Source organism: Streptomyces sp. NPDC097981, assembly GCF_040302565.1.
Lineage (GTDB): Bacteria > Actinomycetota > Actinomycetes > Streptomycetales > Streptomycetaceae > Streptomyces.
Genome location: NZ_JBEORW010000011.1, coordinates 19,276 through 44,698, shown reverse-complemented (window position 1 = coordinate 44,698; position 25,423 = coordinate 19,276). Strand labels below are relative to the sequence as shown.

General features: G+C 70.5%; 29 protein-coding genes. 18 read left to right on the top strand and 11 right to left on the bottom strand.

Translation table 11 applies throughout. From position 1 onward, the window contains the following. From ABTY04_RS13245 to ABTY04_RS13195, 11 genes are all read left to right on the top strand, one after another. Positions 1 to 390, top strand: a complete 390-nt coding sequence (locus ABTY04_RS13245; RefSeq protein ID WP_352213467.1) for a TadE/TadG family type IV pilus assembly protein — start codon at positions 1 to 3, stop codon at positions 388 to 390. Position 391: 1 nt separating this feature from the next. Further along, positions 392 to 775 carry a TadE/TadG family type IV pilus assembly protein gene (locus ABTY04_RS13240; RefSeq protein WP_352213466.1) on the top strand — a complete coding sequence of 128 codons (384 nt, stop codon included), beginning with the start codon at positions 392 to 394 and terminating at the stop codon, positions 773 to 775. Continuing rightward, the gene (locus ABTY04_RS13235; RefSeq protein ID WP_352213465.1) at positions 772 to 2,118 is read left to right on the top strand and encodes a TadA family conjugal transfer-associated ATPase; all 1,347 of its coding nucleotides are present in this window, start codon (positions 772 to 774) and stop codon (positions 2,116 to 2,118) included. Before ABTY04_RS13240 ends, ABTY04_RS13235 begins: the two co-directional genes overlap by 4 nt. Then, positions 2,115 to 3,053: a type II secretion system F family protein gene (locus ABTY04_RS13230; protein WP_352213464.1), complete on the top strand. Its 939-nt coding sequence runs from the start codon at positions 2,115 to 2,117 to the stop codon at positions 3,051 to 3,053. Before ABTY04_RS13235 ends, ABTY04_RS13230 begins: the two co-directional genes overlap by 4 nt. Positions 3,054 to 3,069: 16 nt before the next feature. Further along, positions 3,070 to 3,960, top strand: a complete 891-nt coding sequence (locus tag ABTY04_RS13225) for a DUF5936 domain-containing protein (protein WP_352213606.1) — start codon at positions 3,070 to 3,072, stop codon at positions 3,958 to 3,960. 3 nt (positions 3,961 to 3,963) lie between these two features. Beyond that, on the top strand, positions 3,964 to 5,193 hold the full coding sequence (locus ABTY04_RS13220; protein ID WP_352213463.1) for a sensor histidine kinase: 1,230 nt from the start codon (positions 3,964 to 3,966) through the stop codon (positions 5,191 to 5,193). Beyond that, positions 5,193 to 5,876 (top strand): response regulator, encoded by a 684-nt coding sequence (locus ABTY04_RS13215; protein WP_352213462.1) that lies wholly within the window; start codon positions 5,193 to 5,195, stop codon positions 5,874 to 5,876. The genes ABTY04_RS13220 and ABTY04_RS13215 overlap by 1 nt, the downstream gene beginning before the upstream one ends. Positions 5,877 to 5,986: 110 nt before the next feature. Beyond that, positions 5,987 to 6,187 (top strand): hypothetical protein, encoded by a 201-nt coding sequence (locus ABTY04_RS13210; protein WP_352213461.1) that lies wholly within the window; start codon positions 5,987 to 5,989, stop codon positions 6,185 to 6,187. Continuing rightward, positions 6,184 to 6,816 carry a pilus assembly protein TadG-related protein gene (locus ABTY04_RS13205; RefSeq protein WP_352213460.1) on the top strand — a complete coding sequence of 211 codons (633 nt, stop codon included), beginning with the start codon at positions 6,184 to 6,186 and terminating at the stop codon, positions 6,814 to 6,816. Before ABTY04_RS13210 ends, ABTY04_RS13205 begins: the two co-directional genes overlap by 4 nt. Before the next feature lie 30 nt (positions 6,817 to 6,846). Beyond that, complete coding sequence (locus ABTY04_RS13200; RefSeq protein ID WP_352213459.1) at positions 6,847 to 7,434, top strand: hypothetical protein; 588 nt, start codon at positions 6,847 to 6,849, stop codon at positions 7,432 to 7,434. A gap of 4 nt (positions 7,435 to 7,438) precedes the next feature. Beyond that, entirely contained in the window at positions 7,439 to 8,083 is a 645-nt protein-coding gene (locus ABTY04_RS13195; RefSeq protein ID WP_352213458.1) for an OmpA family protein, read from the top strand. Positions 8,084 to 8,239: 156 nt separating this feature from the next. Here ABTY04_RS13195 and ABTY04_RS13190 read toward each other — a convergent pair whose 3' ends face one another. Both ABTY04_RS13190 and ABTY04_RS13185 read right to left on the bottom strand, forming a co-directional pair. Continuing rightward, the gene (locus ABTY04_RS13190) at positions 8,240 to 8,773 is read right to left on the bottom strand and encodes a GNAT family N-acetyltransferase (protein ID WP_352213457.1); all 534 of its coding nucleotides are present in this window, start codon (positions 8,771 to 8,773) and stop codon (positions 8,240 to 8,242) included. A 119-nt stretch (positions 8,774 to 8,892) separates the two neighbouring features. Beyond that, positions 8,893 to 9,444 (bottom strand): TetR/AcrR family transcriptional regulator, encoded by a 552-nt coding sequence (locus ABTY04_RS13185; RefSeq protein WP_352213456.1) that lies wholly within the window; start codon positions 9,442 to 9,444, stop codon positions 8,893 to 8,895. A 102-nt stretch (positions 9,445 to 9,546) separates the two neighbouring features. Between ABTY04_RS13185 and ABTY04_RS13180 the strand changes: the two genes are divergently transcribed. After that, positions 9,547 to 9,972, top strand: a complete 426-nt coding sequence (locus ABTY04_RS13180; protein ID WP_352213455.1) for a nuclear transport factor 2 family protein — start codon at positions 9,547 to 9,549, stop codon at positions 9,970 to 9,972. A gap of 76 nt (positions 9,973 to 10,048) precedes the next feature. Then, complete coding sequence (locus ABTY04_RS13175; protein ID WP_352213454.1) at positions 10,049 to 10,882, top strand: alpha/beta fold hydrolase; 834 nt, start codon at positions 10,049 to 10,051, stop codon at positions 10,880 to 10,882. Between the two features lie 34 nt (positions 10,883 to 10,916). On the opposite strand, the gene ABTY04_RS13170 is transcribed toward ABTY04_RS13175, so the two are convergent. Both ABTY04_RS13170 and ABTY04_RS13165 read right to left on the bottom strand, forming a co-directional pair. After that, the gene (locus ABTY04_RS13170; protein ID WP_352213453.1) at positions 10,917 to 11,114 is read right to left on the bottom strand and encodes a hypothetical protein; all 198 of its coding nucleotides are present in this window, start codon (positions 11,112 to 11,114) and stop codon (positions 10,917 to 10,919) included. 9 nt (positions 11,115 to 11,123) lie between these two features. Then, positions 11,124 to 11,975, bottom strand: coding sequence for a helix-turn-helix domain-containing protein (locus ABTY04_RS13165; protein ID WP_352213452.1), 852 nt, complete (start codon positions 11,973 to 11,975; stop codon positions 11,124 to 11,126). A gap of 208 nt (positions 11,976 to 12,183) precedes the next feature. Between ABTY04_RS13165 and ABTY04_RS13160 the strand changes: the two genes are divergently transcribed. Then, positions 12,184 to 12,783 (top strand): ATP-binding protein, encoded by a 600-nt coding sequence (locus ABTY04_RS13160; protein WP_352213451.1) that lies wholly within the window; start codon positions 12,184 to 12,186, stop codon positions 12,781 to 12,783. Here the strand turns inward: ABTY04_RS13160 and ABTY04_RS13155 are convergent. From ABTY04_RS13155 to ABTY04_RS13145, 3 genes are all read right to left on the bottom strand, one after another. Then, the gene (locus ABTY04_RS13155; protein WP_352213450.1) at positions 12,743 to 13,750 is read right to left on the bottom strand and encodes an SGNH/GDSL hydrolase family protein; all 1,008 of its coding nucleotides are present in this window, start codon (positions 13,748 to 13,750) and stop codon (positions 12,743 to 12,745) included. The genes ABTY04_RS13160 and ABTY04_RS13155 overlap by 41 nt on opposite strands. A gap of 193 nt (positions 13,751 to 13,943) precedes the next feature. Further along, positions 13,944 to 15,965: a S8 family serine peptidase gene (locus tag ABTY04_RS13150; RefSeq protein WP_352213449.1), complete on the bottom strand. Its 2,022-nt coding sequence runs from the start codon at positions 15,963 to 15,965 to the stop codon at positions 13,944 to 13,946. A 175-nt stretch (positions 15,966 to 16,140) separates the two neighbouring features. Then, a complete protein-coding gene (locus tag ABTY04_RS13145) occupies positions 16,141 to 16,731 on the bottom strand; it encodes a TetR/AcrR family transcriptional regulator (RefSeq protein WP_352213448.1) in 591 nt (196 codons plus the stop codon). Between the two features lie 119 nt (positions 16,732 to 16,850). Here ABTY04_RS13145 and ABTY04_RS13140 point away from each other — a divergent pair, with 119 nt between their 5' ends. From ABTY04_RS13140 to ABTY04_RS13130, 3 genes are all read left to right on the top strand, one after another. Then, on the top strand, positions 16,851 to 18,434 hold the full coding sequence (locus tag ABTY04_RS13140; RefSeq protein ID WP_352213447.1) for an MDR family MFS transporter: 1,584 nt from the start codon (positions 16,851 to 16,853) through the stop codon (positions 18,432 to 18,434). A gap of 338 nt (positions 18,435 to 18,772) precedes the next feature. Further along, the gene (locus ABTY04_RS13135; RefSeq protein ID WP_352213605.1) at positions 18,773 to 19,615 is read left to right on the top strand and encodes a polysaccharide deacetylase family protein; all 843 of its coding nucleotides are present in this window, start codon (positions 18,773 to 18,775) and stop codon (positions 19,613 to 19,615) included. 124 nt (positions 19,616 to 19,739) lie between these two features. Beyond that, on the top strand, positions 19,740 to 20,063 hold the full coding sequence (locus ABTY04_RS13130) for a nuclear transport factor 2-like protein (RefSeq protein ID WP_352213446.1): 324 nt from the start codon (positions 19,740 to 19,742) through the stop codon (positions 20,061 to 20,063). A gap of 668 nt (positions 20,064 to 20,731) precedes the next feature. Here the strand turns inward: ABTY04_RS13130 and ABTY04_RS13120 are convergent. From ABTY04_RS13120 to ABTY04_RS13110, 3 genes are all read right to left on the bottom strand, one after another. After that, positions 20,732 to 22,018, bottom strand: a complete 1,287-nt coding sequence (locus ABTY04_RS13120; RefSeq protein WP_352213445.1) for an extracellular solute-binding protein — start codon at positions 22,016 to 22,018, stop codon at positions 20,732 to 20,734. A 287-nt stretch (positions 22,019 to 22,305) separates the two neighbouring features. After that, the gene (locus ABTY04_RS13115) at positions 22,306 to 22,923 is read right to left on the bottom strand and encodes an SMI1/KNR4 family protein (RefSeq protein WP_352213444.1); all 618 of its coding nucleotides are present in this window, start codon (positions 22,921 to 22,923) and stop codon (positions 22,306 to 22,308) included. 59 nt (positions 22,924 to 22,982) lie between these two features. Continuing rightward, the gene (locus ABTY04_RS13110) at positions 22,983 to 23,372 is read right to left on the bottom strand and encodes a DUF192 domain-containing protein (RefSeq protein ID WP_352213443.1); all 390 of its coding nucleotides are present in this window, start codon (positions 23,370 to 23,372) and stop codon (positions 22,983 to 22,985) included. Positions 23,373 to 23,443: 71 nt separating this feature from the next. Here ABTY04_RS13110 and ABTY04_RS13105 point away from each other — a divergent pair, with 71 nt between their 5' ends. After that, positions 23,444 to 24,241 carry a prepilin peptidase gene (locus tag ABTY04_RS13105; RefSeq protein WP_352213442.1) on the top strand — a complete coding sequence of 266 codons (798 nt, stop codon included), beginning with the start codon at positions 23,444 to 23,446 and terminating at the stop codon, positions 24,239 to 24,241. Positions 24,242 to 24,372: 131 nt separating this feature from the next. On the opposite strand, the gene mgrA is transcribed toward ABTY04_RS13105, so the two are convergent. Further along, on the bottom strand, positions 24,373 to 25,410 hold the full coding sequence (gene mgrA, locus ABTY04_RS13100; protein ID WP_352213441.1) for an L-glyceraldehyde 3-phosphate reductase: 1,038 nt from the start codon (positions 25,408 to 25,410) through the stop codon (positions 24,373 to 24,375). Positions 25,411 to 25,423: the final 13 nt, after the last annotated feature.

The window sequence follows — 25,423 nt, the reverse complement described above, 5'->3', positions numbered from 1 at the left end:
ATGCCCGCGCGGAGACCCGTCCGCGCCGTCCGCGCCGCCCGGGGAGACCGCGGCCAGGTGGCGGTCGAGTTCGTCGGCATGGTGCCGCTGATCCTGCTGCTCGTGGCGGCGGTGTGGGAGTGCGTGCTGATCGGGTACGCGTTCTCCCTGGCGGGCAACGCGGCGGACGAGGCGGCACGGGTGGGCGCGGTGCACGGGGGCGATGCGTGCACCGCCGCCGCCCGCCGGCACGTCGGGGACGCCTGGAACATGGACGTGGACTGCGGCGAGGCGGGCCACGTCTACAAGGCGACCGTGAAGCTCAAGCTCCCGGTCCTCTTCCCGGGCCTCGACATCGACACCCCCATCACGGGTGTGGGCGGCTCGTCGAACGAGAAGGAGAAGGAGTGACATGAACCGGCACCGGAAATGGCGCTCCACGGACAAGGACCGGGGCCAGGTCGCCCTGGAGTACATCGGATTCATCCCCATCCTGCTGTTCGTCGCGCTGTGCGGGATCCAGCTCGGCTGGGTCGGCTACGTCCACCAGCAGGCCGAGACCGCGGCCCGCACCGCCGCCCGGGTCGAGGCCCGCACGCCGGGCGCCGGGTCCGCGGCGGGGACGGCGGCCATCAGCTCCGGCCTCGACGCGAAGGTCGACGTGGACCGGGGCCCCGCCGCGGTCACCGCGAAGGTCTCGATCCCGATCAAGTCCATCGTGCCCGGCCTCTCCATCGAACCGGCCAGCGCCACGGCGATCATGCCCAACGACGACCCGAAGGTGACCGGACCATGAGTTTGCGTTCCCGGGTCAACGCCCCCGACGACCGGCACAGCCCCCGCGAGGACGGCCGGCTGGTCTCCTCGTACCGGGCGAAGCTGCTGGAGGAGATCGACCTCGCCGAGATGTCGGCGCTCGCGCCCGCCGAACGCCGGGCCCGCCTGGAGCGCGTACTCGGCCACATCATCAGCCGCGAGGGGCCGGTCCTGTCCACCGTCGAGCGGGCGCAGCTGATCCGCCGCGTCGTGGACGAGGCGCTCGGCCTCGGTGTGCTCGAACCGCTCCTCGAAGACGCGTCGATCTCCGAGATCATGGTCAACGGCCCGGACCAGATCTTCGTCGAGCGCGCCGGCCGGGTGGAGCAGCTGCCCCTGCGCTTCGCCTCGCACGACCAGCTGATGCAGACCATCGAGCGGATCGTCTCCACCGTCAACCGCCGTGTGGACGAGGCCAATCCGATGGTCGACGCCCGTCTGCCCAGCGGTGAGCGCGTCAACGTCATCATCCCGCCGCTCTCCCTGACCGGGGCCACCCTCACGATCCGCCGCTTCCCGCGCGCGTTCACCCTGCACGAGATGATCGGCCTCGGTTCGCTCGACGAGCAGATGCTCCTGCTGCTGTCCGGTCTGGTCCGGGCGAAGATGAACGTCATCGTGTCGGGGGCCACCGGCACCGGGAAGACCACGCTGCTCAACGCCCTCTCCGGCCTGATCCCGGAGGGCGAGCGGATCATCACCATCGAGGACTCGGCGGAGCTCCAGCTCCAGCAGGCGCACGTCATCCGCCTCGAATCCCGTCCCGCGAACGTGGAGGGCAAGGGCCGGATCACCATCCGCGACCTCGTACGCAACTCCCTGCGCATGCGGCCCGACCGCATCATCGTCGGCGAGGTCCGCGGCGGCGAGACCCTCGACATGCTCCAGGCGATGTCCACCGGCCACGACGGCTCCCTGGCCACCGTCCACGCGAACAGCGCCGAGGACGCCCTGATGCGCCTCCAGACCCTCGCCTCGATGTCCGAAGTGGAAGTCCCCTTCGAGGCCCTCCAGGACCAGATCAACAGCGCGGTGAACGTGGTCGTCCAACTGACCCGCTTCGGCGACGGCTCGCGCCGCGTCACGGAGATCTCCATCCTCGACTCGCACGGCCGCGAGCCCTTCCGCATCATCACCGTCTGCCGCTTCGCCGCCCAGCCGATGGGCCCCGACGGCCGGGTCCACGGCTACTTCGAGTACTACCCGCTGCCGCGCCGGATCGCGGACCGCCTCTACATGAACAACCAGCCGATCCCGCAGGCCTTCGGGGTCGCCGTGTCCGACGACCAGCTCGCCACCCGCATCACCCGGACAGCCCTGTGAACCCACTCATCCTCCTCACCCTCGGCGCCACGCTGCTGGCCTGCGTCCTCGTCGTCGCGGGCGTCCACGCGTACGCCGCCGGCCGCGCCCAGCGCGCCGCCCTCATCGAACGCCTCGCCACGGACGGCGCACCGGAGCCGGCGGGCCGCAGACGCCGCTTCACCGGCGTGGACCGGCGCCTGCGCAAGACCGCGCTCGGCAAGCGGATCGAGGTGAAGCTGGCCGTGACCGGCCTGGACCTCACGCCCGGCGAGTTCTTCGTCTACATGCTGATGTCCGTCGCCGGCACATGGCTGGTCGCGGCGAGCTTCCTGGCCCCGTTCTTCGGCCCGGTGGCCGGCCTGATCGGCCTGTGGGCGGCGAACGCGTTCCTCAACTGGCAGCGGGCGCGCCGTACCGAGCGGTTCATCAACCAGCTCCCCGAGCTCGCCCGCATCCTGGCCAATGCCACCCAGGCCGGGCTGGCCCTGCGTACGGCCATCGCCATAGCCGCGGAGGAGCTGGAGGCCCCGGCGGGCGAGGAGCTCTCGCGCGTCGCCGACCGCCTCGCCGTCGGGCACTCCATCGAGGAGTCGCTCGGCGAGATCGCGCAGCGGCTGCCCTCCCGGGAACTGGTCGTGCTCGTCTCCACCCTCGTCCTGTCCGCGCGGGCGGGCGGCGCGATCGTCGGCAGCCTGCGCAACCTGACGGTGACGCTGGAGCAGCGCAAGGAGACGCGGCGCGAGATCCGCACCCAGCTGTCCCAGGTGACGGTGACGGCCTACCTGGTGCCCGCGATCGGACTCGGCTCGCTGCTGCTGGTGAACCTGATGATGCCGGGCGCGCTGGACCGGATGACCGGCGCGCTCATCGGCCAGACGGCGGTGCTGGTGGCGATCGGGCTCTTCACCGTCGGCTTCGTCCTGATCCGCCGCCTCTCGAAGATCGACGTGTGAGGGGACGACGGACATGATGGCCCTGCTGCTGGCCGTACTCCTGGGAGCGTCGGTCTTCGGCGTCTTCCACGGCATCCGCCTCTACCGCGCCGAGACCAGGCTCCCCTCCGACCTGGCCCTCGCCCTGGAGGTCGGCGCCACCCGCACCACGGCCGTCGGCTCGGCCGTCGACCGGCTCGGCATCCGCTGGGCGCCGCTCGTCCTGCGCCTGATGGGCCCGAACCGGGTCGCCCGCAAGCGCCGCCAGATCGACATGGCGGGCAACCCGGCCGGCCTGACCATCGACAGGTACGCGGCACGCCGTGCGGTGTACGGGTTCCTGGGCGCCCTCGGCGCCTTCGCGATGCTGATCAACGGCCAGCTCGTACCCGCCCTGCTGATGGTCGCCTTCGGCCTGTTCTGGATCGAGGCCGGCCTGTGGTCGGCGATCCGGATCCGCCGCGACAACATCGAGCGGACCCTGCCCGACTTCCTCGACGTACTGGCCGTCGTCGTCAGCGCCGGACTCGGCTTCCGGCAGGCACTGGACCGCGTCGCCGGCAAGTACGAGGGCCCCTGGTCGGACGAGATCCGCATCACCCTGCAGCAGATGGACATGGGCGTCAGCCGCCGCCAGGCCTTCGACGAACTGCGCAGGCGCAACGACTCCGAGCAGGTGGCGCAGTTCGTGACCGCGCTCCAGCAGGGCGAGGAGCTCGGCTCCCCGATCGTCGACACCCTCATCGCCATCGCCGAGGACATGCGCCGCACCGACGCCCAGAACGCCCGCCGGCGGGCGGCCCGGGCCGTCCCGAAGGCCACGTTCGCGGTGACGATGTTCATGCTGCCGGGCACGCTGATCCTGCTGGTCTGCGGCTTCGTGTACGGCGCGGACGTCGACTTCGGCGCGATGCTCGGGGGCGGGTGAGCCATGGCGGTCCTCCACATCCCCCTGGCCGCCGCGGTGCGGGAACGGACTGCGGCACGTGCGGGGGAACCCTCCCTCTCCCTGCAGTCGAACGCCCTCCAGGCCCTGTGCCGACAGGTCTTCGCGTTCCGGATGGTGATGATTGCCCTGGGCGCGCCGCTCGCGTTGGGCCGTACGGCGCGCGGAGGCCCGATGTACCTGGTGGGCGGGGCGATCCTGCTCACGTTCATGCTCTCGTACGTGCTCTTCCGCGACTGGGAGCGCTTCGGCCCGCTGCTGCTGCGCCACCGGTGGCTGCTGGCCCCGGACATGGCGTTCTGCGCTCTCCTGCTGGTGACGGCGACGCCGGACTCGCCCCTCGGCTTCGCCGTGCTCTGCACACCGCTGCTGGCCGGGCTGGTCCATGGATGGCGCGGCTCGGCGGTCTACGCGGCACTGGAGGCGGTCCTGGTGGCCGCCGTGGCCGGAGTGGCCGGCGGGATGACCCTGCCGGCGCTCTGCCTCCTGGCGGGTGCGGCCGGAGCCTCCCTCCGGGACCTGCTCTTCCGCTTCGGCTCGGCCAGCCAGGCCCTGACGGAGACGCGGGCCCGGCTGGCGGTGGCCGAGGCGGTACGCGCCGAACGGGACCACCTGGCCCGCGAGATGCACGACTCGGTGTCGAAGACCCTGCACGGCCTGGCCCTGACGGCGGACGCCCTCGCCCGCACCACCGACCCGGCAGCCCTGCGCCGCCAGGCCGACCTCCTCTCCGGCGCGGCCCGCCGGGCGGCGGCGGAATCCCGCGCGCTGCTGACCGACCTGCGGCGCGACGCGGAGGCGCCGGGGGTCTGCCTGCTGGGCGAACTCCGCCGCGCCGCGGCGGTGGCGGACGCGGAGCTGCGCACGCCGGGGGCCCTTCCGTTCCCCCTCCTCCCCGCCCCGGTGGCACACCACCTGCTGGCGGTCGCCGCGGAGGCCCTGGAGAACGCCCGCCGCCACGCCGGAGCCTCGCGCGTGACGGTCACGGCGGCCGTGGACGCGGCCGACCTCACGCTCCGGATCGAGGACGACGGCTGCGGCCTGCCGCCGGACGCCCTGCGCCGCACGGGCCACTTCGGGCTGCTCGGCATGACGGAGCGCGCGGCGGCGATCGGTGCCCGCCTCCACATCGGCGCCCGGCCGTCGGGCCGCCCCGGCACCCTCGTCCGCCTGGACCTCCCGCGCGCGGCCCTGACCCCGGAAGAGAGCCCGTGATGCCGCTCCGCGTCCTGATCGCCGACGACAACCCGGTCGTACGGGCCGGACTGGCCGCGCTGCTGGCCACCACGGGCGACATCGCGGTCGTCGCCCAGGCGTCCGACGGCCGCGAAGCCATCGGCCTGACCCGCCACCACACCCCGGACGTGATCCTGCTGGACGTCCGGATGCCGGGCGTGGACGGCATCTCGGCGCTGCCGCACCTCGTACAGCTGGCGCCCGTACTGATGCTGACGTACAGCCAGGAGTCGGAAATCGTCCGGGAAGCGCTCCTCCTGGGCGCGGGCGGCTACCTGGTCCACGGCGAGTTCACGCCCGAGGACCTGGTCCGCGCGGTCCGAGACGCCCGCGAGGGCCGCCCCCACTTCACGCCGTCGGCGGCGAGCACCCTGCTGTCGGAACTCCGAGCCTCTTCGCAACCGCAACGAACTGTGGCACAGTCTCCAGAGCGGCTGCACAACTCGGTTCTCTTCGGCTTGAGTTCGAGGGAGGTGGAGGTCATGGATCTGATCGCTTCCGGGATGAGCAACCAGCAGATCGCGGCCGCCTGCTTCATCAGCGAGAAGACGGTCAAGAACCACATCAACCGCATCTTCGCGAAGCTCCAGAGCACGAGCCGCAGCGAGGCGATAGCCCGCTGGCTGGGAACGGCCCGTCCAGGGGTGACCGGCCATGGGTAGACGGAGTGCGCAGTGGGTCCGTAATTGGGCCCCGGGACCCTTGGTTATCACCGGTGACTCCCCGTACGGTCCGCAAACCAACAGCGGCACCGGCCCGGGAGGGAACCCCCATGTTGCAGAACACCCTGGCGAGGATGCGAAACCGGTACGAGGGCAAGGGCGCGAGCGACCGAGGCCAGACGGCGTTCGAGTACCTGGGCATCATCCTGGTGGTCGTAGTGATCATCGGCGCGATCGTCGGCACGGGCATCGGCAAAGACATCACCACCAAGATCAAGGATCAGGTCGGCTCCATCTCAGCTGGCAAGTGAGCCAACGCAGGCGCGCGGGTGACCGGGGGCAGGCCTTCCCTATCTACGTCGTTGTGGTGGCGGGTCTGCTCTTCGCGGCGCTTGCCTACTTCGCCGTCGGAATGGCTGGCGCCACCCGCAGCAACGCACAAGGTGCTGCCGACGCGGCGGCGCTGGCAGCGGCTGGAGAAGCCAGGGACAACGTGTTTCTGGGCCTCGACCTGATCAATCTCAAGCCCGGTGATTGGGGCAAGCTCGCCAACGGTGATCTCTTCAGTGCCAAGGGTGCCTGCCGAAAGGCTGCCGAGTTCGCTGACCGGAACGATGCCACCGTGGAGTGCGAACCGGCCATCCCGGCATTCACCGTCAAGGTGACCACGAAGCGCAGTGTGGGGGATTCGGTTGTCCCGGGAACTGAAAAAATCCACGGCGAAGCCAGGGCCAAGGCCGTGATCGAACCGCGCTGCTCTCTGAGCTCTGCACCGGCCCCTGTTCCCACACCCACGATCACGCCGAGCCCAGCGCCGTCTCCCGGAGTGGGAGGCGTCACCTTCGTGTGCAACGGGAAGCCATTCAAGCTGGATCCGGCAAAACCAGGCTCATTGTCCCAATTGGCGAGGGCGCTCTTCAGCGTGCGACTGGTCGACTGACAGCGAACGACAGACAAGGAAGCGGCATAGATGAGCATGCGGCACACGGTGAAGGTCCGCGGGGGAGTGGCCGTAGCAGTTGCGGCGGTCATGACCTTCGCCTTGGCCGGATGTGGAAGTGGCGACGACAACAAGCCGAACGAGCCTCAGAAATCGTCCGCGCCCTCATCCAGTGGTATGGCTTCCACAACAGCCCCGAGCGGTGGTCAGACCTCCGAACCCACCCAGGTGCTCGCGACGGTGAACGGTGAGAGCGGCATCACCATGGTGATCAACTCCGCCACTCGTGATGCCGGTGGCTTCCTTACCGTCAGCGGTCAGATCAAGAACTCAGGAGACAAGGATTTTACGGGCACTGCGAATTGGGGCGGTACGGAGCTGACCGCCAGCTCAGAGTCCACGGCCGGCGCCACCTTGGTGGACCGAGCCGGGAAGAAGCGGTACTACGTGCTGCGCGACACGGATGGCAGGTGCCTGTGTACAACCGGAATCTCTCGCGTAAAGGCGGGCGCAACCATCCCCTTCTTCGCCCAGTTTCCCGCCCCGCCCGCCAAGACCACCGAGGTCGATTTCACCCTCCCCACCTTCGCCACGGCCACCATCAAAATCTCCGGGTGACCCCATGAATAAACGCCACCGCGTCTCCGCGTCCACAGCCGTTGTCGGTCTCGTCATCGCCGGGGCCCACTTCATCGGCGCGACGAGCGCCCACGCCGACGGAGTCAAGCCGTCCGTGCCCCCCGGCACCGAACCGTCGGCCTCCGCGCCCGTGCCCATCGACTCGAACTCGCCCGGGCTGAAGATCCCCCAGGGCGGGACCCTGGCTCCGATCAAGGTGCTCGACATCGCCGAGGTCGTCGAGGACCTCGGCGGCGAGCAGCGGCGGCAGGAGACCAACCAGTCCGTCATGATGGCGCTGCAGTCCGAGGTGCTCTTCCCCGAGAACAGCGCCGTCTTCAACGCCCAGGCCGCAGCCCGCATCCAGGCCATCGGGCAGGAGATCAACACCCAGAAGGCCACCCGCATCCGCGTCTTCGGGTTCACCGACGACCAGGGCAGCTACGAGCACGGCCAGGAGCTCTCCAAACAGCGCGCCGACGCCGTTCAGGCCGAGCTCGCCAAGACCGTCACCAACCCCGGCGTCATCTACGACGTCCGGGGTTACAGCGAGGACTACCCGATCGCCGACAACAGCACCGAGGAAGGCCGCAAGAAGAACCGCCGCGTCGAGATCACCTTCCCCCGCACCACGGGCAGCGGCAACTAGTGCCGTAGCGGACGACGCCATCGGCGGCGCGGGCTCCGCAGGAGGGTCGCCGCCAGGTCGCCACCGACCCGGTGCCCCTGCGGAGGATCCGCAGCAGCCTTTGTCCTTCGCTGGTCGTGAAACGCGGGCATCAACTCCCCGGAGCAGTGTGCACGGCTACCGCACGCCGGAGCCTTGTGCCGGTTGCAGCGGCCGGCGCATGCAGGTACGCGGCCACCGGTCCAGGCCATGCGCCGCTTCGTTCTCCCGGATCCTTCGCAGGCCCGGAGTGACGTCGCCGTCGTCCATGGGCTGGAAACCGCAGCGTGTGTAGTAGGCGGCGTTCCACGGAACGTCGGTGAACGTGGTGAGAGTCAGGGCCGGCATCCCCTCGCCGGTGGCGTAGTGCGCCAGGTGATCCAGCAGGAGCCGTCCGATACCGCGGCGCGCGCTGTCCGGATGTACCGAGACCTGTTCGACATGAAGGTTGCCGTCGACACGATCGGCGAGCAGGTAGGCGACCGGCACGTCTGCGTCGTCGACGGCGACCCAGGCCAGCCCGTTCTGCTGGTATCGGGTGAGCTCGCTCAGCGAGAGCGGCTCGTCATCGGCGATCTCCGGCATACCGACGTCGCGGAAGCACTGCCCAGCTGCCCTCTCAATGTCCTGGAGGGCGGGCAACTCGTTCAGGTGCACGGCTCGAATGCGCATGGGAACATTGTCCAACGTCAGCCGCCCGGCGGGAGGTTGCCCTCGGCACGAAGACCTCCCCGGCATCACCCGCCACCACCCTCATGCACCACAGAGGGCGAACGCTGCCTGATGCGGCACTAGCGACCGGCCCCGCGGGGTGCGCGGAGCACGGCGGCTGCCGCCTCGCGGGCGCGGTGCGCCGGCTCCGGGCCGGGGTCAAGGGCCGCCACCACCGTCGCGCCCTCGACCAGGATCAGCAGCTGGTCCGCGAGGTCCTCGCGCCCGGGGCCGGCCAGCTCCGCCAGCAGCTCCCGCAGCTCCGCCTTGTGCCGGCGCACGACGTCCAGCACCCCGGCGGGGCCCGCGCCGAGTTCCCCGTACGCGTTCAGGAACGCACAGCCCCGGAAGTCCGGCTCCGAGAACCACCGCGCCAGCCAGTCGAAGACCGCCCCGACCGGATCGGCGGCATCCGCGACCGCGCCGCGCAGGCTCGCCGTCCAGCGGCGGTCGCGGCGTTCCAGGTAGGCCGTGACCAGCGCCTCCTTGGCCGGGAAGACCTTGTAGAGCCGCTTGAGCGGCACTCCCGACTCCGTGCGGATGCGGTCCATGCCGACGGCCTGGATGCCCTCGGCGTAGAACAGCGCCTCCGCCGCGTCCAGCAGCCGGGTGCGGGCTTCTTCGTCGTCCATGCGGGCAGCGTAACCCAGGACCCCTTGCGCCGAGAACGTTCGTTCTCGTACCGTCTCGTATCGATGAGAACGATCGTTCTCCCGTGCTGAGAGGTGACCGCCATGTCTGCCGCACCCGCCGTACGCCCGCCCCTGCCGCCGTTCACCGAGGAATCCGCCCGGGCCAAGGTCCAGGCCGCCGAGGACGCCTGGAACAGTCGCGATCCCGAGCGCGTCGCCCTCGCCTACACCGAGGACTCTGTCTGGCGGAACCGCGACCGCTTCCTCACCGGCCGTGCCGCGATCCGGGAGTTCCTCGCCGAGAAGTGGGAGCGCGAGCTCGACTACCGCCTCCGCAAGGAGCTGTGGGCGTACACCGGAAACCGCATCTCCGTCCGCTTCGAGTACGAGTGGCACGACACCGCCGGCCAGTGGTGGCGCAGCCACGGCAACGAGCAGTGGGAGTTCGACGGCAACGGGTTGATGCGCCGCCGCGAGGCCAGCATCAACGACGTCCCGATCGCCGCCGAGGACCGTCGTCTCACCTGATCCGCAGGTGTGCCGTCGGCGGGTCCGCGGTATGTGTCTGCGCGGGCGCTCGGAACCCCCGGTGAGGAGACTCGGCATGGCGCGGGCTCGCGTGAACGGTGTGGACCTCTTCTACGAGGTCGCGGGCGAGGGCGAACCCCTGGTCCTGGTCCACGGCTCGTGGGTGGACCACGAGAACTGGCAGCGCGTCGTCCCCCGCCTGGCGCAGTCGTTCCGGGTGCTGGTCTACGACCGGCGCGGCCACGGCCGGAGCGAGAGCCTGCCCGGCCAGGGCAGCCGGCGGCAGGACGAGGACGACCTCGGGTCGCTCATTGAGGCCTTCGGCGCCCCGGCCCACGTGGCCGCGAACTCCTTCGGGGCCTCGACCGCGCTCGGGCTCGCCGCCCGCCGCCCCGAGCTGCTGCGCAGCCTGACCGCGCACGAGCCCCCGCTCATGGGCGTCGTGGGCGAGGAGGACCCGCAACTGCGGCCGCTGATGGCGGCCATGCAGGTGCGGCTCGACGGCGTCCTCGCGGCCGTGCGCGCCGACGAGCACCGGCTCGGCGCGCAGCGGTTCGTGGATGACGTGGCCGTCGGGCGGGGCGGCTGGGAGCAGCTGCCGGAGCGGTTCCGGGAGTCCTTCGCCGCGAACGCCCCCACGTTCGCGGACGAGCAGGCAGACCCGGACTGGTCGCGCATCGACCTGGCAGGCCTCTCCGACTACCCGGGCCCCGTGATGCTGACCTTCGGCAGCGAGAGCCCGCCGTGGTTGCCGGTCATCGTCGGAAAGCTCGCGACCGCACTGGGCCGGGCGCAGGTGCGGACGCTGGTGGGGGACGGCCACGTTCCCCACCTGACCCACCCCGAGCGCTACGCCGACGACCTCGTCGCCTTCATTCGATCCTCGGAGCTGCCGCCCGCGCACCCGTAGGGGGTGACCCCGGCCAGCGGAGCGCGGGCAGCGGTCAGTCCGCCAGCAGGTGGTCGGCTTTGCCGGCCTTGATGTCCCGGATCAGCTGCCGCAGCGCGTCTGCGGTGTCGGTGAGGTACGCCGCCTCCTGCCCGGCGACGGCGATGTAGCTCCCGCCCTCCCGGTCCACCCCGATCCGGTAGCAGCTTGCACCTTCGCCGCAGAAGGCGTCCTCCCAGATGATGTCGGCCATCGTGTCCTCTCAGAGTTCGCGTGCCAGTTGGTGGATGAAGTCCCGTGATGGGGCGGGCGGCAGGCTGAGCCGCTCCATCCAGTCCAACTGGGCACGGTATTTGGCCAGTTGTGCGCCCGTGTGCAGGAAGTCGGCGCCGTGAGTGCTGTCGACCTGCACCGTATCGAGTGGCGGCACCGGCCCCTCCAGGTAGTTGACCGTCTGGCCGGCCCCAGGGAAGCCTTCGGCCTCGAAGGTCAGGACGCGCAGGACGACGTTGTCCCGTTCGGATGTGTGGAGCAGGTGTTCCAGCTGTGCCCGTGCCACCTTGCGCCCGCCGAAGCGCATCCGTAGCGCCGCCTCATGAACGACCGCTACGTACTCGGGCGCAGACTCGCCCTCCAGTACCTGTTGGCGCTCCAGCCTGTGAGCCAGGCGCAACGCGACCTCTTGGTCCGGGAGGGCGGGCACGACGAACCGGAACACGGCGAGAGCGTGATCGCCGGTCTGGAGCAGCCCCGGGACGTGAACCGAATGTGTGCACCGCATGCGGGTGGCGTGGGCCTCCATCTCGGCGATGTCGAGCATCGCGGCCGACAACGAGCCCCGGTAGCGCTCCCACCACCCGCGCTTCTGCGGCTGTGCCATGGAGACGAGGGCGTTGATGTACGGCTCATCCGCACAGTCACAGTGACAGGCCAGTGTCCGGAGCCGTTCCTCGCTGATGGTGCGGACGCCCTGCTCGATCGCAGAGATCTTGGAGCGGTCGATGCCGAGAAGTCCCGCTGCGGATTCGGCGGACACGTCGGCAGCCAGCCTCAACCTGCGCAGCTCGGCACCCAGTCGCTTCTGTCGTTCGGTCGGCAAGGTCCGTGGAGGCATGGAGGCAGTCTGCCGTGTCGCGGCCTTTCGCGGCCAGAGGTGGGCCAATCACCTTGATCGAGTGGTCAATAGCCCACCTAGCTGGCTACATTGGGTAACGCACCGCTCACGCAACGGGAGTTGAAGTGCATCGCCGCAGCATGCGCATGCCTCGGCGACAGGCCACCACGCCCACGGCGGAGCCACTCGCAACCACAGGGAGTTCGCGATGCTCAATCCCTTCATGCAGTCGGCCCAAGGCCGGTTCGACGTCTGTCCGGTGGCGCCGGCCGTGCCCGCCGGGGAGGAGCCGCCCTCGCCGGATGCGCTGGCCTGCAGCCTGACCGTGCCGGGGCAGGCGTACAGCGCGCAGATCGCGCGCCGCACCGTCCGGTCCGTCCTGCATGCGCACCTGCTCGATGGGATCGGGGTCGCCGCCGAGCAAGTGACCGGTGAACTTCTGGCTGCTTCCTGGAACTTGGATCCCGGGCGGAGCCTTTACCTCTCCGTCCGGTACCGGGACGACGCTCTCCGGCTCACCGTGTACGACGGCCACGCCCCCCACTCCCACCCCCGGCTGTCCGCCCACTGCGAGGCCCGGCGGCGTTCGGCGTTGCGGCTGATGGCCGTGGTGGTCCGGGAGTGCGGTGGGGCCTGGGGCTTCGGCGAGTCACGGGAGCCTGGCGGCGGGACCCGGACCTGGGCGACCCTTCCCCGGGCCGGCGCTCTCGGCTACGGCGAACCGGTCGGCGGGCGCTCCGGCCGCGTCCGGGACGAGGGGGCGCCCGTCATGTCCTTCTCGCCCCCAGTCCGGCCAGGGCCTGTGTGACCAGGTCGGCCTGGTGTGTGGTGCCGCGGAGGTTGGGGTGCAGGACGGTGCAGGCCTCCCCGTCGCCGGGAACCAGACGGCACAGGCCGGAGGGCGGGTCGCTCTGGGTGCCGGAGCCGGTGAGGTCGTCCTTGATCCCGTACATCCAGCGCTGGTCCGCGCCGGCGCACACCCCGTGGCCGGTGCTGGAGGTGTACGTGTCCACGTATACCGCGCCGGCCCGCTGCGCCTGGGTGCGCAGGAGGGTGTTGACCCGCCGCTCCAGGGTGTCGAGGAACGGCATGTCCCCCTTGGTGACGGTGCCGAGCCGGCGCCATTCGCCGAAGGAGCAGCCGGTGCTGTCGGCGACGACGGCTGGGTAGCCGACGACCGCCACCTTGGCGTGGGGCGCGCGGGTCCGGATGTCCTTGAGGGCGGTCGCGAGATCCGCTTCCAGGGCGGTGAACCTGCCGTCGAGCCAGGCGGTGCCGGGGCCGCGGGTGTAGTGGGTGGAACAGGGCCGGCCGATCCCGAAAGCCGCGATGCCCTGCTCGATGCATTTCCTGACGATGTCGACGAATCCGATGGAGTTGCCGCCGATGCCGAGGGTGACGAGATCGGTGGTGGCCGTAACGGCCTTGATCTGGGCCGGTCGTGGGGCCCAGCCGGTTTTCGGCGGGACGGACGGGGGGCCGGTCAGCTCGGTCTGCGGCTCCAGGACGCCGGCTCTGACCTCGGCGGCGGAACAGGTGACGTCGGTGAGCCGCACGTCGAGCCGGCGGGCGGTCTGCTGCGGGTAGCTGACGGCGGACCGGCCGCAGCCGTCACCGGCGGCCCAGGGACGGACGAACGCGCCGGCGCTGTAGGAGTCGCCGAGGGCGGTGTAGTCGAGCGGCGGGGGAGCGGGCGCGGCGGAGGCCGGGGCCAGGGTGGTGGCGAGTGCGGCGAGCGCGGTGGCTGCGGCGAGGGCGAGGCGTTGTGCGGGCATGGTCCGGTCCTTCGGCTCAGGCGCCGCCGGGCCTGTCCCACCCGGCGCACATCACCAAAAGTAGCCGATCTGATTACGGAGAGTAGTGATCCGTGGGATAAACCCCCGTATCGGGTGACGGAAGGGCGCCTTTGGCGCGTCTGTGTCGCACCGCACGCCGCACGCCGCACACCACGCATCTCGTGAGCATCCGTCAGGAGACCCGCCAGGCAACGGCGTACGGCTGCGCGAACCGGGTGATCCGGTGGGCCTGGACGACGACCTCGGCGTCCCCGGCGGGGATGTCCTTCCAGGCGACCTGCTCTACGTTGTTGACGCGGTCGAACCCGGAGTCCGTGCCCATGTTGCCGTGGCGCTCCTGGCCGCCCGCCCGGACGATGAGGTCGAGGTCGTTCTGCAGGGCCGCACCCGGCGGATCCGTCCAGACCAGGGTGATCTTCAAGGTGCGGCGGTCCCCTGCGGGGATCGGGATGTGGAACGTGCGCTCGTCGCCCTGCTCCAGCTCGTCCTCGTCGGCGAATCCCGCCTGGTCGCCGCCGCCCGGGAGTACGACGGAGCGTTCGAGGTTGACGAGGCCGAATCCGGAGCTGTTGTTCGGAGAAGCGCCCGCCTCTGTGGGGTTGTACTGGCCGGGGAGGTCCTGCGCGCCGTTGATCAGCATGCATTTCAGGAGCGCCGCGCTCGGCTTGGGGGTCCCGTTCTTCACCAGCGTCTCGCGCAGCACTGCCACGCAGCCCGCCACCAGCGGGGTCGCCATGCTGGTGCCGCTGTCGAAGAAGTAGTCGGGGTCCGAGGAGACGCCGAAGAAGTCCTCGGGGGCGGCCGCCCGCGAGTGCGTGGACAGGATCGAGGTCCCGGGACCGACGACATCGGGCTTGATGCGGCCCTCCTGGGAGGGGCCGCGGCTGCTGAAGGCCGCCATGCCAGCCGGGTTGTTCGCCTGCCGGTCGTCGCGGATCGGGTTGGCGGGGAAGGTGGCGGCGTTCAGCTGGCCGTAGGTGAGGGGGATGTCGGGGCGGTTGCCCTCACTGGCGCCGACAGTGATCACGTTCTTGGCCCCCGCCTGCGCGCTGACGGACGCCTGGTTGATCCGGCCGTCCCGGTCCCGGTCGTGACCGCTGTTGCCCGCCGCGAAGCAGATGACGAAGTCCTTGTGGTCCCACACCATCTTGTCGGCCTCGAATCCGCTCGTGCCGTACGGCAGGCCCGGCTTCACCGGGCCCCACGAGTTGGTGTGGATCCGCGCCCCCTGCTGGAACGCCGCCTCGAACAGGTCGCTCAGGTCGAGGGGGGTGCTCAGACCGCCGACATCGTTCAGGAGGGACTGCAGGACCAGCTCCGCCCCCGGCGCCGTGCCGGTGACTGGCCCCATCGACGCGGAGGTTCCGTCGCCGAGGACCGAGCCCGCCACGTGGGTCCCGTGGCCGTCGGGGTCGTCCGTCCTGTCGGGGAGCGTGCGGCCGATGGCCGTCAGGCTCCTGACCCGGCCGGTGAAGGCGGGGTGCACGTTCGTCGTGGAACCGAGGTCGAATCCGGTGTCGGCGACGGCCACGATCTGGCCCTCGCCCCGGAACGTCGTGCCGTTGAGGGCCACCCGGGCGTGCATCAGCGTCCCGGAGAGGGTGTTGTGCAGCCCCATCTCGGGGACCTCCTCGACCTGTTGCACCTCGTCGATCGAAGCCAGGGCGGGCAGGTTCCGCTCCTCGACCGTCATGCGCACCTTGCGGTGGTCGGCCTGCACGTCGGCCGCCGGAACCCCGGCGGCCCCGGCGATCCGCTCCAGCAGGCCGTCCGACCCCGCGTCGACGTCCTGGTGGAGGATGACGTCGACCAGGCGGGTCCGGGGGCCCACCGCCGCTTCGAGCGGCTCGGCCAGGACGGCGACGGACGGCCGCAGCCGGGTCGACCGCAGCGAGGGGGCCACCTTGAAGCCCTTGAGGTACACGTCCGCCCAGGCCACGAAGGGCAGTTCGCGCACGGCCTCCAGGTCGGCGCTCCGGTAGCCGCACAGATAGGTGCTCTCCGGTACGTACTCGTGGATCACCACGCCCAGATCCGCCAGCCGGCCCTTCTCCTCGGCCGTGGGGACGTGCGTGGTCTGGACGAGCAGGTAGTCGGACGCGGAGGCGTCCTCGGAGACGAGGGACGCTCTTTCGAGCTCCTGGGACTGGACCAACGGGTCCACGGACACGCCGTTGATGGTGATGAGGGCCATGGCGGGCTCCCGGGGTCGCGCGATGTCGGCGATCACACCGTGTCACGGTGCATGTCGCTCTGCGTGACAGGCGCGGCGGCCGGGGTGCCCGCACCGGCCCGTCACCACCCCTGTGGCGCAGCTCCGTCGGCCGGGCCCGTCCGGCCTTCCGGGTCAATCCGTCCGGCCGTCCGGGTCAATCGGCCCGGCCGGGCGCCTGGTGGGCCTGGGTGATGAGGTCCGTGGCGACCTCCAGGGCCGCCTGGCGGGTTTCCTCCGGGTCGCCCTCCACGTGCTGGAGGAACATCATCCCGGCGTGCAGGGTGAACAGGGCGCTCACGCAGCGGACCTGGTCCGCCAGGGGTCCGTCCTCCGTGCGGAGCAGCTCGACCAGGGTGAACAGCCGGCGCTTCACCGTCTCGCCGATGCTCAGCTCCCGCATCGTCGCCTGGTTCTCCTGCATGAAGCGGTACAGCGGTGCGCCCGCCGCCATCGCCTCGCTGTAGCGCCGGAGCACCTCGCGCTTCATCTCCAGCGACTTGGGCTGGTGCTCCGCCCATTCGATCAGCTCGTCGATCGGCCTCGTCAGGTCCTCGAAGACGCTGATGATGATGTCTTCCTTGGTCTTGAAGTGGTAGTAGAGCGCCGCCTTCGTGACCTCCAGCCGCTCTGCGATCTCACGCAGCGAGGTCTTCTCGTAGCCCTGCTCGGCGAAGAGCTCCAGTGCGACGTCCTGGATGCGCTGGCGCGTGTTGCCGCGGCGCGCCTGCGGACTGCTGCTGGACATGGCTCTCCCCAAATTACTTACTTGACGCCCGGCTAGTGACCGGTCTACCTTCCCCAGTGTAGTGAACTAGCCGGGCGGCAAGTAAGGGCCCGGAGCGTATGGGTGAACGGGGAGTGGACATGGCTGAAAACACAATCGCGGCGGAGACCACCAAGGAGGTGAAGCCGCGCAGTGTCCGTGTCGTCCTCATGGCCCTCATGATCGCGATGCTCCTGGCCATGCTCGACAACATGATCATCGGTACCGCGATGCCGACGATCGTCGGTGAGCTCGGCGGTCTGGAGCACCTCTCCTGGGTGGTCACCGCGTACACGCTGGCCACCGCGGCCTCCACCCCCATCTGGGGCAAGATCGGCGACATGTACGGGCGGAAGGGCTCCTTCCTCACCTCCATCGTGATCTTCCTGATCGGCTCCGCGCTCAGCGGCATGGCCCAGGACATGGGCCAGCTCATCGGCTTCCGCGCGATCCAGGGCCTCGGCGCCGGCGGTCTGATGGTCGGCGTCATGGCGATCATCGGCGACCTGATCCCGCCCCGCGAGCGCGGCAAGTACCAGGGCATGATGGCCGGCGTGATGGCCCTCGCCATGATCGGCGGCCCGCTGGTCGGCGGCACCATCACCGACCACATGGGCTGGCGCTGGTCCTTCTACATCAACCTGCCGCTCGGCGCCGTCGCACTCGCCATGGTCACCGCCGTCCTGCACCTGCCCAAGAAGAGGGCCCAGGGCAAGATCGACTACCTGGGCGCCGCGCTGCTGACCATCGCCATCACCTCGACGGTGCTGGTCACGACCTGGGGCGGCACCGAGTACGCCTGGGGCTCCGGGGAGATCATCGGCCTGATCGTCGTCGGCATCGTGTCGATCGCCGCGTTCCTCTTTGCCGAGACCAGGGCCGCCGAGCCCGTCATGCCGCTGCACATCTTCCGCAGCCGCAACTTCACGCTCATGTCGGTCATCGGCTTCCTCGTCGGCTTCGCGATGTTCGGCGGCGTGCTCTACCTCCCGCTCTTCCAGCAGGCGGTCCAGGGCGCCTCCGCCACCAACTCCGGCCTGCTGCTGCTCCCGATGCTGCTCTCGATGATGGTCGTCTCGCTGATCGCGGGCCGGATCACCACCAGCAGCGGCAAGTACAAGGTCTTCCCGATCGCGGGCGGTGCGCTCATGGTCGTGGGGCTCTTCCTGCTCGCGCAGATGGACACCGGCACCAGCCGCCTGGTCTCCGGCGTCTACATGGCCATCCTCGGTGCCGGCCTCGGCTTCCTGATGCAGATCACCATGCTGGTCGCGCAGAACAGCGTGGACATGAAGGACATGGGCGTCGCGTCCTCCTCGGCCACCCTCTTCCGTACGCTCGGCGGCTCGTTCGGCGTGGCCCTGATGGGCTCGCTGTTCACCAGCCGGGTCACCGACACCATGAGCGACCGCCTCGGTCCGCAGGCCGCCAACGCCGCCGGCTCCGCCCAGCTCGACGCGGCGAGCCTGGCGAAGCTGCCGGAAGCGGTGCGCGACGCCTACCAGCACGCGGTTGCCGCCGGTACGCACTCGGCGTTCCTGCTCGGCGCGTTCATCGCCGTACTGGGCTTCGCGGCCGCCTGGTTCGTCAAGGAGGTCCCGCTGCGGGGCGCGGGCCCGGTCAAGGCCGCCGACGGCGGCGAGGGCAAGCCGGAGCAGGCTCCGGTGGAGTCCTTCTCCCACTGACGCCCTCAGGCACCCGGACCCACCCGGACCCGCACGGCCCACCCGGCCCACCCGGCCCACCCGGTCCACCAGCCCGGCCCCGGCGGATTCCCGCCGCGGCCGGGCTTTTTCGCGCGCCGAAACCGTGGCTCAGGGGGCCTGCGAATACGTGTGATGCCTGGGAGGTTGGTGTCGTTGCGTCCTGGTTCAAGTGGGATCCAAATCGGGGCGATCAAGGACCAAGGTCCCCATTGGCCGAACTTTGGGCGGGAACCGGCGGGAACTCCTCTGCTTCGGCAGCCGTCCTGGAAAGCAGGGCGCTCACGCAGTCGGATGGGGAGGGGACGCTCATGGGATTCATGGCGCGCGTGAACGGGCAGGGCATCCGGGCCGGGGCAGCCGTCGTGGCCGCGGCCGCCGCGGTGGCCGGGACGGCGTGGGGGGTGGCGGCCCTCGTCGAACCCGGGCACGCACGGCAGGAGCAGGAGAACGTGTCACGCCCGGCCGGCACTGGCGGCACGGGCGGAGGTCCGGACGACGGAGCGAAGGGCGGCGCAGGCAGTGCGCAGCAGTCGCGCATACCCGACGGCATAGCGCACGCCTCCGAGAGCGGAGGCAACGCCGTCAACATCACCATCGACGACGGCCCCGACCCCCAGTGGACCCCCAAGGTCCTCGCCGTACTGGAGAAGTACGACGTGAAGGCGACCTTCTGCATGATCGGGCCGCAGGCCAAGGCCCACCCCGACCTGGTCAAGCGCGTGTCCGCGGGCGGCCACCGGCTCTGCGACCACACCGTGGACCACAACACGGCCATGGACAAGAAGCCCGCCGACTACCAGCAGAAGCAGATCCTGGACGCGAAGAAGATGATCGAGGACGCGGCGGGCGGCGGCGCCAAGGTGGAGTACTACCGCGCCCCCGGCGGCGCCTTCACCCCCGAGAGCCGCCGCACCGCCGCCGCGAACGGCATGCGCCCGCTCGGGTGGAACGTCGACAGCAAGGACTTCGGGAAGCCCGGCACCGCCGTCATAGTCAAGACGGTCAAGAGCGAGATCGGCAACGGCCCGACCCTCCTCTTCCACGACGGCGGCGGCAACCGCGCCCAGACCGTCGAGGCCCTCGACCAGGTGCTGGCCTGGCTGAAGGACCAGGGCCGCCCCACCGGGTTCCCCGTCCGCACGGCCCCGGACGCCTCCTGACACGCCGTCCGGTGGCGAACGGGTGAGGGTCTGCGCCACAGCGCCGTCGGCGGTGTTCGCTGGTCGCGCACGCAGCCCCGTACGCAGCCCGTACGCAGCCCGTACGACCCTCCAGGAGGTCCCCGTGATCGCGCCGAACCAGCTCTCCGACCCCGCCGTCCGCGCCTTCGTCAGCGCCGTGAACGCCGGCGACCGGAACGCCTTCAGCGCAGCCCTCACCGAGGACGTGACCATGTCCGACGACGGCTCGGACCGCAACGTCGCCCAGTGGGCCGAGCGGGAGATCTTCTCGTCCGGCGGTCACATGGACATCGAGGCCGAGTCCGACGGCGGCCGCGCCCTCGTCGTCAACTACCGCAACGACACGTGGGGCGAGATGCGCACCGCCTGGCGGTTCACCGTCGCCGACGACGGGCGCGTCAGCCGCTTCGAGACCGGTCAGGCCTGAGCAGCAGCCTCCGGCACCGCCGGTCCCAGGCGGTCGTTCTCCGGGGCGGACCCGCCCGGGCAGGCGAACCGGCGGCGCGTGCAGGCGTACGCGATCCCCGTCTCCGGGTCCGCCCAGCCCGGGCCGCCCGCCGCGCCGCTGTGCCCGAAGGCCGCGGGCCCACCGCGTGCTGCCGCTCGAAGCGCGGGTGAACGCGCGCCCGGCCTCGTTCCAGCCCGCGGCGGGCCCCCGTTGGCGTACAAGACGGTGACCCGCCCCGGTCCTTCGGGCGCGCCAGGGGCCCGGGCGGCGAGCGGATCGCCTGCGACACCGGTGGGTACACGGTGGAGTGGCCGGTCACGGGCACGGGCCACGGGACGCTCACGGGCACGCTGCGCCGGGAGTCAAGCTGCGAGCAGTACCGGACGGCGTTCTCGACGGAGAAGGGCAGGTCCTGACCCGGAGGGCGGGGGCGTGCACCGGGGCGGAGGCGTCTGCGAAGCAGAGGCGAGAGGGAGGGGCCGGCCGCCCTGTGCGCCTTGTGGGCGCTCGGCGGGCGACTGGTCCGCGGCCTTGGATCAAGAGCCGTAGCAGCCATTCTGCCGCACGGGGTGGAATGCGGCAGGCACGGAAGTCGCGTGTCGGACGGGATGTCCGGCGATCGGTGCTCAACAGGCGGAGCCGAGCGGTCAGTGCTTCCTGGTCGCCTCGTTCGCCTTGGCGGCGATCTCTTCGAGGACGGCCTTGGCATCGCCGTTCGGTTCCACGGCGCGGCCGATGTTGCGCTTGATGGTGTCGCTGACCGTCACCCAGGACGGGTCGTTCACCGGGTACAGCTGGGCACCGCGCAGCGCGGTCAGGAAGAACTGGTCGTTGCTGTCCAGGCCGCCGCCGGAGGGGTTGCGGGAGGCGGAGACGGTCGACGGCAGCAGGTGGTAGCGGTTCGCGAACTCCGACAGGTTCTGGTCCTGGTAGACGAAGTCCAGGAACTTGCCGATCTCCGCGCGCTTGCCGTTCTGCTTGAACGCCATCATCCAGTCGGCGACGCCCACGGTCGGCGGGTTGTCCCCGGAGCCGATCGTGTCCGAGACCGGCATGGCCGCGGTACGGACGTCGATGCCCTTGGCGCGCGCCTCGTGCAGGAGCTGCGGGTAGCCGTTCAGCATGCCGACCTCGCCGCGCACGAAGGCGGCGAAGGCGTCGGCGCGGTTGAGCCTGGACGGCGGGACCGGCCCGGTCAGGCCGGGGGTGACCAGGTTGTCCTTGAGCCAGTGGAAGGTCTGGATGTTCTGGTCCGAGGCCAGGTTGTAGTTGCCGCTGCTGTCGGCGTAGCCGCCGCCGTTGCTCAGCTCCCAGATCATCGCCTCGGCGTGTGCCTCCTCCGGGCCCAGGGGCAGCGCGTACGGGTACTTCACGCCCTTGTCCTTGAGGGCCTTGGCGTCGGCCTTCAGATCGGACCAGTTCTTGGGCGGCTCACTGACGCCGGCCTGCTTGAAGAGGCCCTGGTTGTAGAAGAGGAGCCGGCTGCTCGCCACCCAGGGCAGGCCGTAGAGGGTGTTGCCGACCGAGCCGGCCTCGGCGAGCGGCTGTAGGAAGTTCGCCTCGGCGGCGACCGAGAGGAGTTCGTCCGCTGAATAGAGCTTGCCCTGCGCCGCGAAGTCCGAGTACGAGCCCATGAGGGCCATGTCCGGCGCGTTTCCGGCCTTGACCATACGCGAGACCTCACGGTCGATGTCCGCCCACGGCAGGAGCTGGACCTGGACCTTGATGTCGGGGTTGGCGGTGGTGAAATCCGCCGTCACCTTGTCCCAGTAGGCCTTGGAACTGGTGGCCTGATTGTCGCCGTATTCCGCGGCGACCAGGCGCAGCGTGCCGCTGTCATCTGCACTGTTGTCTGAACCACCGCATCCGGCCAGCGGGATCAGCAGACCGAGCACGACCGCGGTCGCGCCCGTGCCGAAGATTCTTCGTTGCACGGGTGTATTCCCCTGAATTTCTTTGAGTCCCGTTACTGCCTATGAGTTGCTCCGGGCCGGGGTGTCCGTCCGTGGCCCGTTGGCCGGAATTCTCTCCCGAGCCGGGGCGATTGATTCCATTGGGTCGGAACTTGTGGTCATTTCTCCAAGTGCGGCTTTTCCGGCTGGTGTTTTCCGATATGCGATCGACAAATTGGACGCGCGTAGACATACCGAAAAGCCCGGTTCCGGCCAATTGGCCTCGCGGAACCGGGTCGAGGGGTGTGTCGAGGGGTGTGGGGATCAGGTCAGTCGGCGAACTCGCCCGCGTACGGGTCGGGCTCGCCCGTTTCGGGGTTGCGGCCCTCCTGCCAGCGGCGCTGGGCCTTGCGCCAGTGCACGAAGCTGAGGTGCCCGACGTCCCAGAAGGTGATGCTGACCGGGCTCACGTCGAACTCGTCGGAGCAGAGCCGGTACAGGAACTCGGCCATGCCGTACGGATGGACGGCGAAGGCGTCGGCGGTGTGCCGGCCGACCACCAGGACGGGCCAGCGGTCCGGATCGGGGTCGGTCGTCAGCCAGCAGAGGATGTCGGAGCCGCCGGTGACACCCCACGCGATGATCGACTCGGGGTCGACGCCGAAGGCGGCGCGGCCGCCCTCCGCCTCCCAGAGCTGGCGGGCGTTGGCGGTCTCCTCGGCCATCTCGGCCGGGTCCCACTGGAGTCCGGGCTTGGGGAGGGGGAGGAGGACGGTGGCCTCGCCGTTGATGGAGCCCGCGCCGAAACGGCCCATGAACGCGATGAAATCGGCCGGGAACCGGGTGTGCCAGACGGCCTCGGCGGCCGGCCAGTCGACGTCCTCGTCGGCTCCGTGCGTCGCCGGCATGATCTGCTCCAGCGCCTTGATCCGCGCGTTCTCCGTCATGCCGCTCCCCTGAGACCCCAGCTCAACCGCCCCAACCTACCGCCGGGGCAGCGCCGGGCCTAGCCGCAGTCGAGACGCTCAGGCAGGTCGATGTCCAGCTGTGACCCGGCCCGCAGCCCCCAGGCGGCCATGGCCCCCGCCTCGGCCTCCAGGACGTGCCGGGAGCGGAGCCGGGGCAGCCCGAGGCGGCCGGGGGGCATGGTGGTCAGGGCGATGACGCGCAGCCGGCGGTCGAGGTACGCCACGTCGATCGCGAACCGCATCCGGAACGTGTGCACGCTCCCGGCCGGAGTGAGGAGCAGGGCGGCGCCGGGTATGCCGTCCCGCCCGAGGAGCCCGCGGGTCCGGGCCCGGTAGGAGGCCGCGATCTCCAGGGGGACCGGCGCCAGGTCCGGGCCGAGGCGGAGCAGGGCCCCGCCGTCCCTCCAGCGCCGCCGTGTGTCGGTCATGGCCGCCAGGGTAGGGGCGGTTGGGCCCCCGGGCCCATGCAAGTGCGGTCGTCTGCGCCTACCTTCGGCGGATGGGCCTGGTCGTGATCATCGTTGCCGCAGCGGTGTACGGGGCGGCCGCGGGGCTGCTGCTGCCGCGGGCCGCGTACCGCCTGGCGGTCGAACCGGGGGCCGCCTGGCGCGACCGCTGCCCCGAGGGCCACCCGATCCCCGGCTGGCTGGGCCTGTCCCGTTGCCGTCCCGCGGCGCCGGCCCCGCCGGGTCCGGAACCCGGCGGTCCCGCGGGCCGGGCGGGCATGGTGGGCCTGGCGGGCCGGCGGCATCGGTACGGGGCCGGCCCGGGGTGGACCGCCGCGGCCGCCGTCGCGGTGTGCGGGGCGCTCGCGGGGGCCGGCGGAGGGCGGCCCGAATCCGTGGTGTTCGTCGCGGCGGCACCGGTGCTCCTGCTGCTGGGGCTCGTGGACCTGGCCGTGCACCGGCTGCCCGACGTACTGACCCTGCCGCTGGCCGCCGGTGTCTGCGCCGGCCTCGGCCTGGCCGCCCTCGCACCCGGCGCCGGCGGGTCCTGGCTGCTCGCACTGCTGGGCGGGGCCGCGCTCGGGACGGCGTACCTGGTGCTCTTCCTGATCAACCCCGCCGGAATGGGCTTCGGCGACGTCAAGCTGGCGCTCGCGCTCGGGGTCCCTCTTGGGTGGTACGGCTGGGGGGTATGGGCGGCCGGGGCCTTCCTCGGCTTCCTCTACGGCGCCCTGTACGGGCTGGCCCTTGTGCTGCAGGGCCGCGGGGGCGCCCGGAAGGCGTTTGCGTTCGGCCCCTTCATGGCCGCCGGAGCCCTCACCGGAGTGCTGCTGGGCGGTTTCGGAGCGTAATCATCTTGCGCCGATGCACGCATAACGCTTTACGAAGGGTTATGGTGGAACCCCCCCCTCGGGCCGGTCCGTATCCCCCCCACGGACCGGCCCGTTTTTTGTTTCCACCACCTTAGGGGTAAACCCCCAGGTCAGCCCCGCTGGGCCCAGATGTTCGCGCCGGGGGTGGACACGGCGAAGGAGTCGATCTCCTTCAGCTCCTGGTCCGAGAGCGGCGCGCCGGCCAGAGCCGCCACGTTTTCCTCCAGCTGGGACACGCTCGAAGCGCCGATCAGCGCCGAGGTCATCCGCTCGTCCCGGAGCACCCAGTTCAGCGCCAGCTGCGCCAGCGACTGCCCGCGCCGTGCCGCGATCTCGTTCAGCCCGGTCAGGCGCCGCATCACGTCGTCCGACAGCAGGTCCGGGTTGAGGGACTTGCCCTGCGCGGCCCGGGAGCCCTCCGGGATCCCCTTCAGGTACTTGCCGGTCAGCAGACCCTGCGCGAGCGGCGCGAAGGAGATGCAGCCCATGCCGGCCTCCTCCAAGGTGTCCAGCAGCCCGTCCTCCTCCGTCCAGCGGTTGATCATCGAGTACGAGGGCTGGTGGATGAGGGGGCGGACGCCCATGTCGCGCAGGATCCGCGCCGCCTCGGCCGTCTGCTCGGCGGTGTACGAGGACACGCCCACGTACAGCGCCTTGCCCTGCCGGACCGCGGACGCGAGCGCGCCCATGGTCTCCTCCAGCGGGGTCTCCGGGTCGAAGCGGTGCGAGTAGAAGATGTCGACGTAGTCCACGCCCATCCGCTTCAGCGAGGCGTCGAGCGAGCTCATCAGGTACTTGCGGCTGCCCCACTCGCCGTACGGGCCCTCGTGCATGAGGTAGCCGGCCTTGGTGGAGATGATCAGCTGGTCGCGGTACGGCGCGAAGTCCTCCGCGAAGATCTTGCCGAAGTTGAGCTCGGCCGAGCCGGGGGGCGGGCCGTAGTTGTTCGCCAGGTCGAAGTGGGTGACGCCGAGGTCGAAGGCCCGGCGCAGGATCGCCCGCTGGGATTCGAGGGACTTGTCGTCACCGAAGTTGTGCCACAGGCCGAGGGAGATCGCGGGGAGCTTGAGGCCGCTGTGGCCGGTGCGCCGGTACTGCATGGAGTCGTAGCGCGAGGGCTCTGCCCGATAGGGATTGTTATCAGTCACGTTGTCCTCCCTA

Excerpts from the sequence above, each read along its gene's own strand:
- ABTY04_RS13245 (WP_352213467.1), top strand. The coding sequence starts at position 1 with ATGCCCGCGCGGAGACCCGTCCGCGCCGTCCGCGCCGCCCGGGGAGAC.
- ABTY04_RS13240 (WP_352213466.1), top strand. The coding sequence starts at position 392 with ATGAACCGGCACCGGAAATGGCGCTCCACGGACAAGGACCGGGGCCAG.
- ABTY04_RS13235 (WP_352213465.1), top strand. The coding sequence starts at position 772 with ATGAGTTTGCGTTCCCGGGTCAACGCCCCCGACGACCGGCACAGCCCC.
- ABTY04_RS13225 (WP_352213606.1), top strand. The coding sequence starts at position 3,070 with ATGGCCCTGCTGCTGGCCGTACTCCTGGGAGCGTCGGTCTTCGGCGTC.
- ABTY04_RS13220 (WP_352213463.1), top strand. The coding sequence starts at position 3,964 with ATGGCGGTCCTCCACATCCCCCTGGCCGCCGCGGTGCGGGAACGGACT.
- ABTY04_RS13215 (WP_352213462.1), top strand. The coding sequence starts at position 5,193 with ATGCCGCTCCGCGTCCTGATCGCCGACGACAACCCGGTCGTACGGGCC.
- ABTY04_RS13210 (WP_352213461.1), top strand. The coding sequence starts at position 5,987 with ATGTTGCAGAACACCCTGGCGAGGATGCGAAACCGGTACGAGGGCAAG.
- ABTY04_RS13200 (WP_352213459.1), top strand. The coding sequence starts at position 6,847 with ATGAGCATGCGGCACACGGTGAAGGTCCGCGGGGGAGTGGCCGTAGCA.
- ABTY04_RS13195 (WP_352213458.1), top strand. The coding sequence starts at position 7,439 with ATGAATAAACGCCACCGCGTCTCCGCGTCCACAGCCGTTGTCGGTCTC.
- ABTY04_RS13190 (WP_352213457.1), bottom strand. The coding sequence starts at position 8,773 with ATGCGCATTCGAGCCGTGCACCTGAACGAGTTGCCCGCCCTCCAGGAC.
- ABTY04_RS13185 (WP_352213456.1), bottom strand. The coding sequence starts at position 9,444 with ATGGACGACGAAGAAGCCCGCACCCGGCTGCTGGACGCGGCGGAGGCG.
- ABTY04_RS13180 (WP_352213455.1), top strand. The coding sequence starts at position 9,547 with ATGTCTGCCGCACCCGCCGTACGCCCGCCCCTGCCGCCGTTCACCGAG.
- ABTY04_RS13175 (WP_352213454.1), top strand. The coding sequence starts at position 10,049 with ATGGCGCGGGCTCGCGTGAACGGTGTGGACCTCTTCTACGAGGTCGCG.
- ABTY04_RS13170 (WP_352213453.1), bottom strand. The coding sequence starts at position 11,114 with ATGGCCGACATCATCTGGGAGGACGCCTTCTGCGGCGAAGGTGCAAGC.
- ABTY04_RS13165 (WP_352213452.1), bottom strand. The coding sequence starts at position 11,975 with ATGCCTCCACGGACCTTGCCGACCGAACGACAGAAGCGACTGGGTGCC.
- ABTY04_RS13160 (WP_352213451.1), top strand. The coding sequence starts at position 12,184 with ATGCTCAATCCCTTCATGCAGTCGGCCCAAGGCCGGTTCGACGTCTGT.
- ABTY04_RS13155 (WP_352213450.1), bottom strand. The coding sequence starts at position 13,750 with ATGCCCGCACAACGCCTCGCCCTCGCCGCAGCCACCGCGCTCGCCGCA.
- ABTY04_RS13150 (WP_352213449.1), bottom strand. The coding sequence starts at position 15,965 with ATGGCCCTCATCACCATCAACGGCGTGTCCGTGGACCCGTTGGTCCAG.
- ABTY04_RS13145 (WP_352213448.1), bottom strand. The coding sequence starts at position 16,731 with ATGTCCAGCAGCAGTCCGCAGGCGCGCCGCGGCAACACGCGCCAGCGC.
- ABTY04_RS13140 (WP_352213447.1), top strand. The coding sequence starts at position 16,851 with ATGGCTGAAAACACAATCGCGGCGGAGACCACCAAGGAGGTGAAGCCG.
- ABTY04_RS13135 (WP_352213605.1), top strand. The coding sequence starts at position 18,773 with ATGGCGCGCGTGAACGGGCAGGGCATCCGGGCCGGGGCAGCCGTCGTG.
- ABTY04_RS13115 (WP_352213444.1), bottom strand. The coding sequence starts at position 22,923 with ATGACGGAGAACGCGCGGATCAAGGCGCTGGAGCAGATCATGCCGGCG.
- ABTY04_RS13110 (WP_352213443.1), bottom strand. The coding sequence starts at position 23,372 with ATGACCGACACACGGCGGCGCTGGAGGGACGGCGGGGCCCTGCTCCGC.
- ABTY04_RS13105 (WP_352213442.1), top strand. The coding sequence starts at position 23,444 with ATGGGCCTGGTCGTGATCATCGTTGCCGCAGCGGTGTACGGGGCGGCC.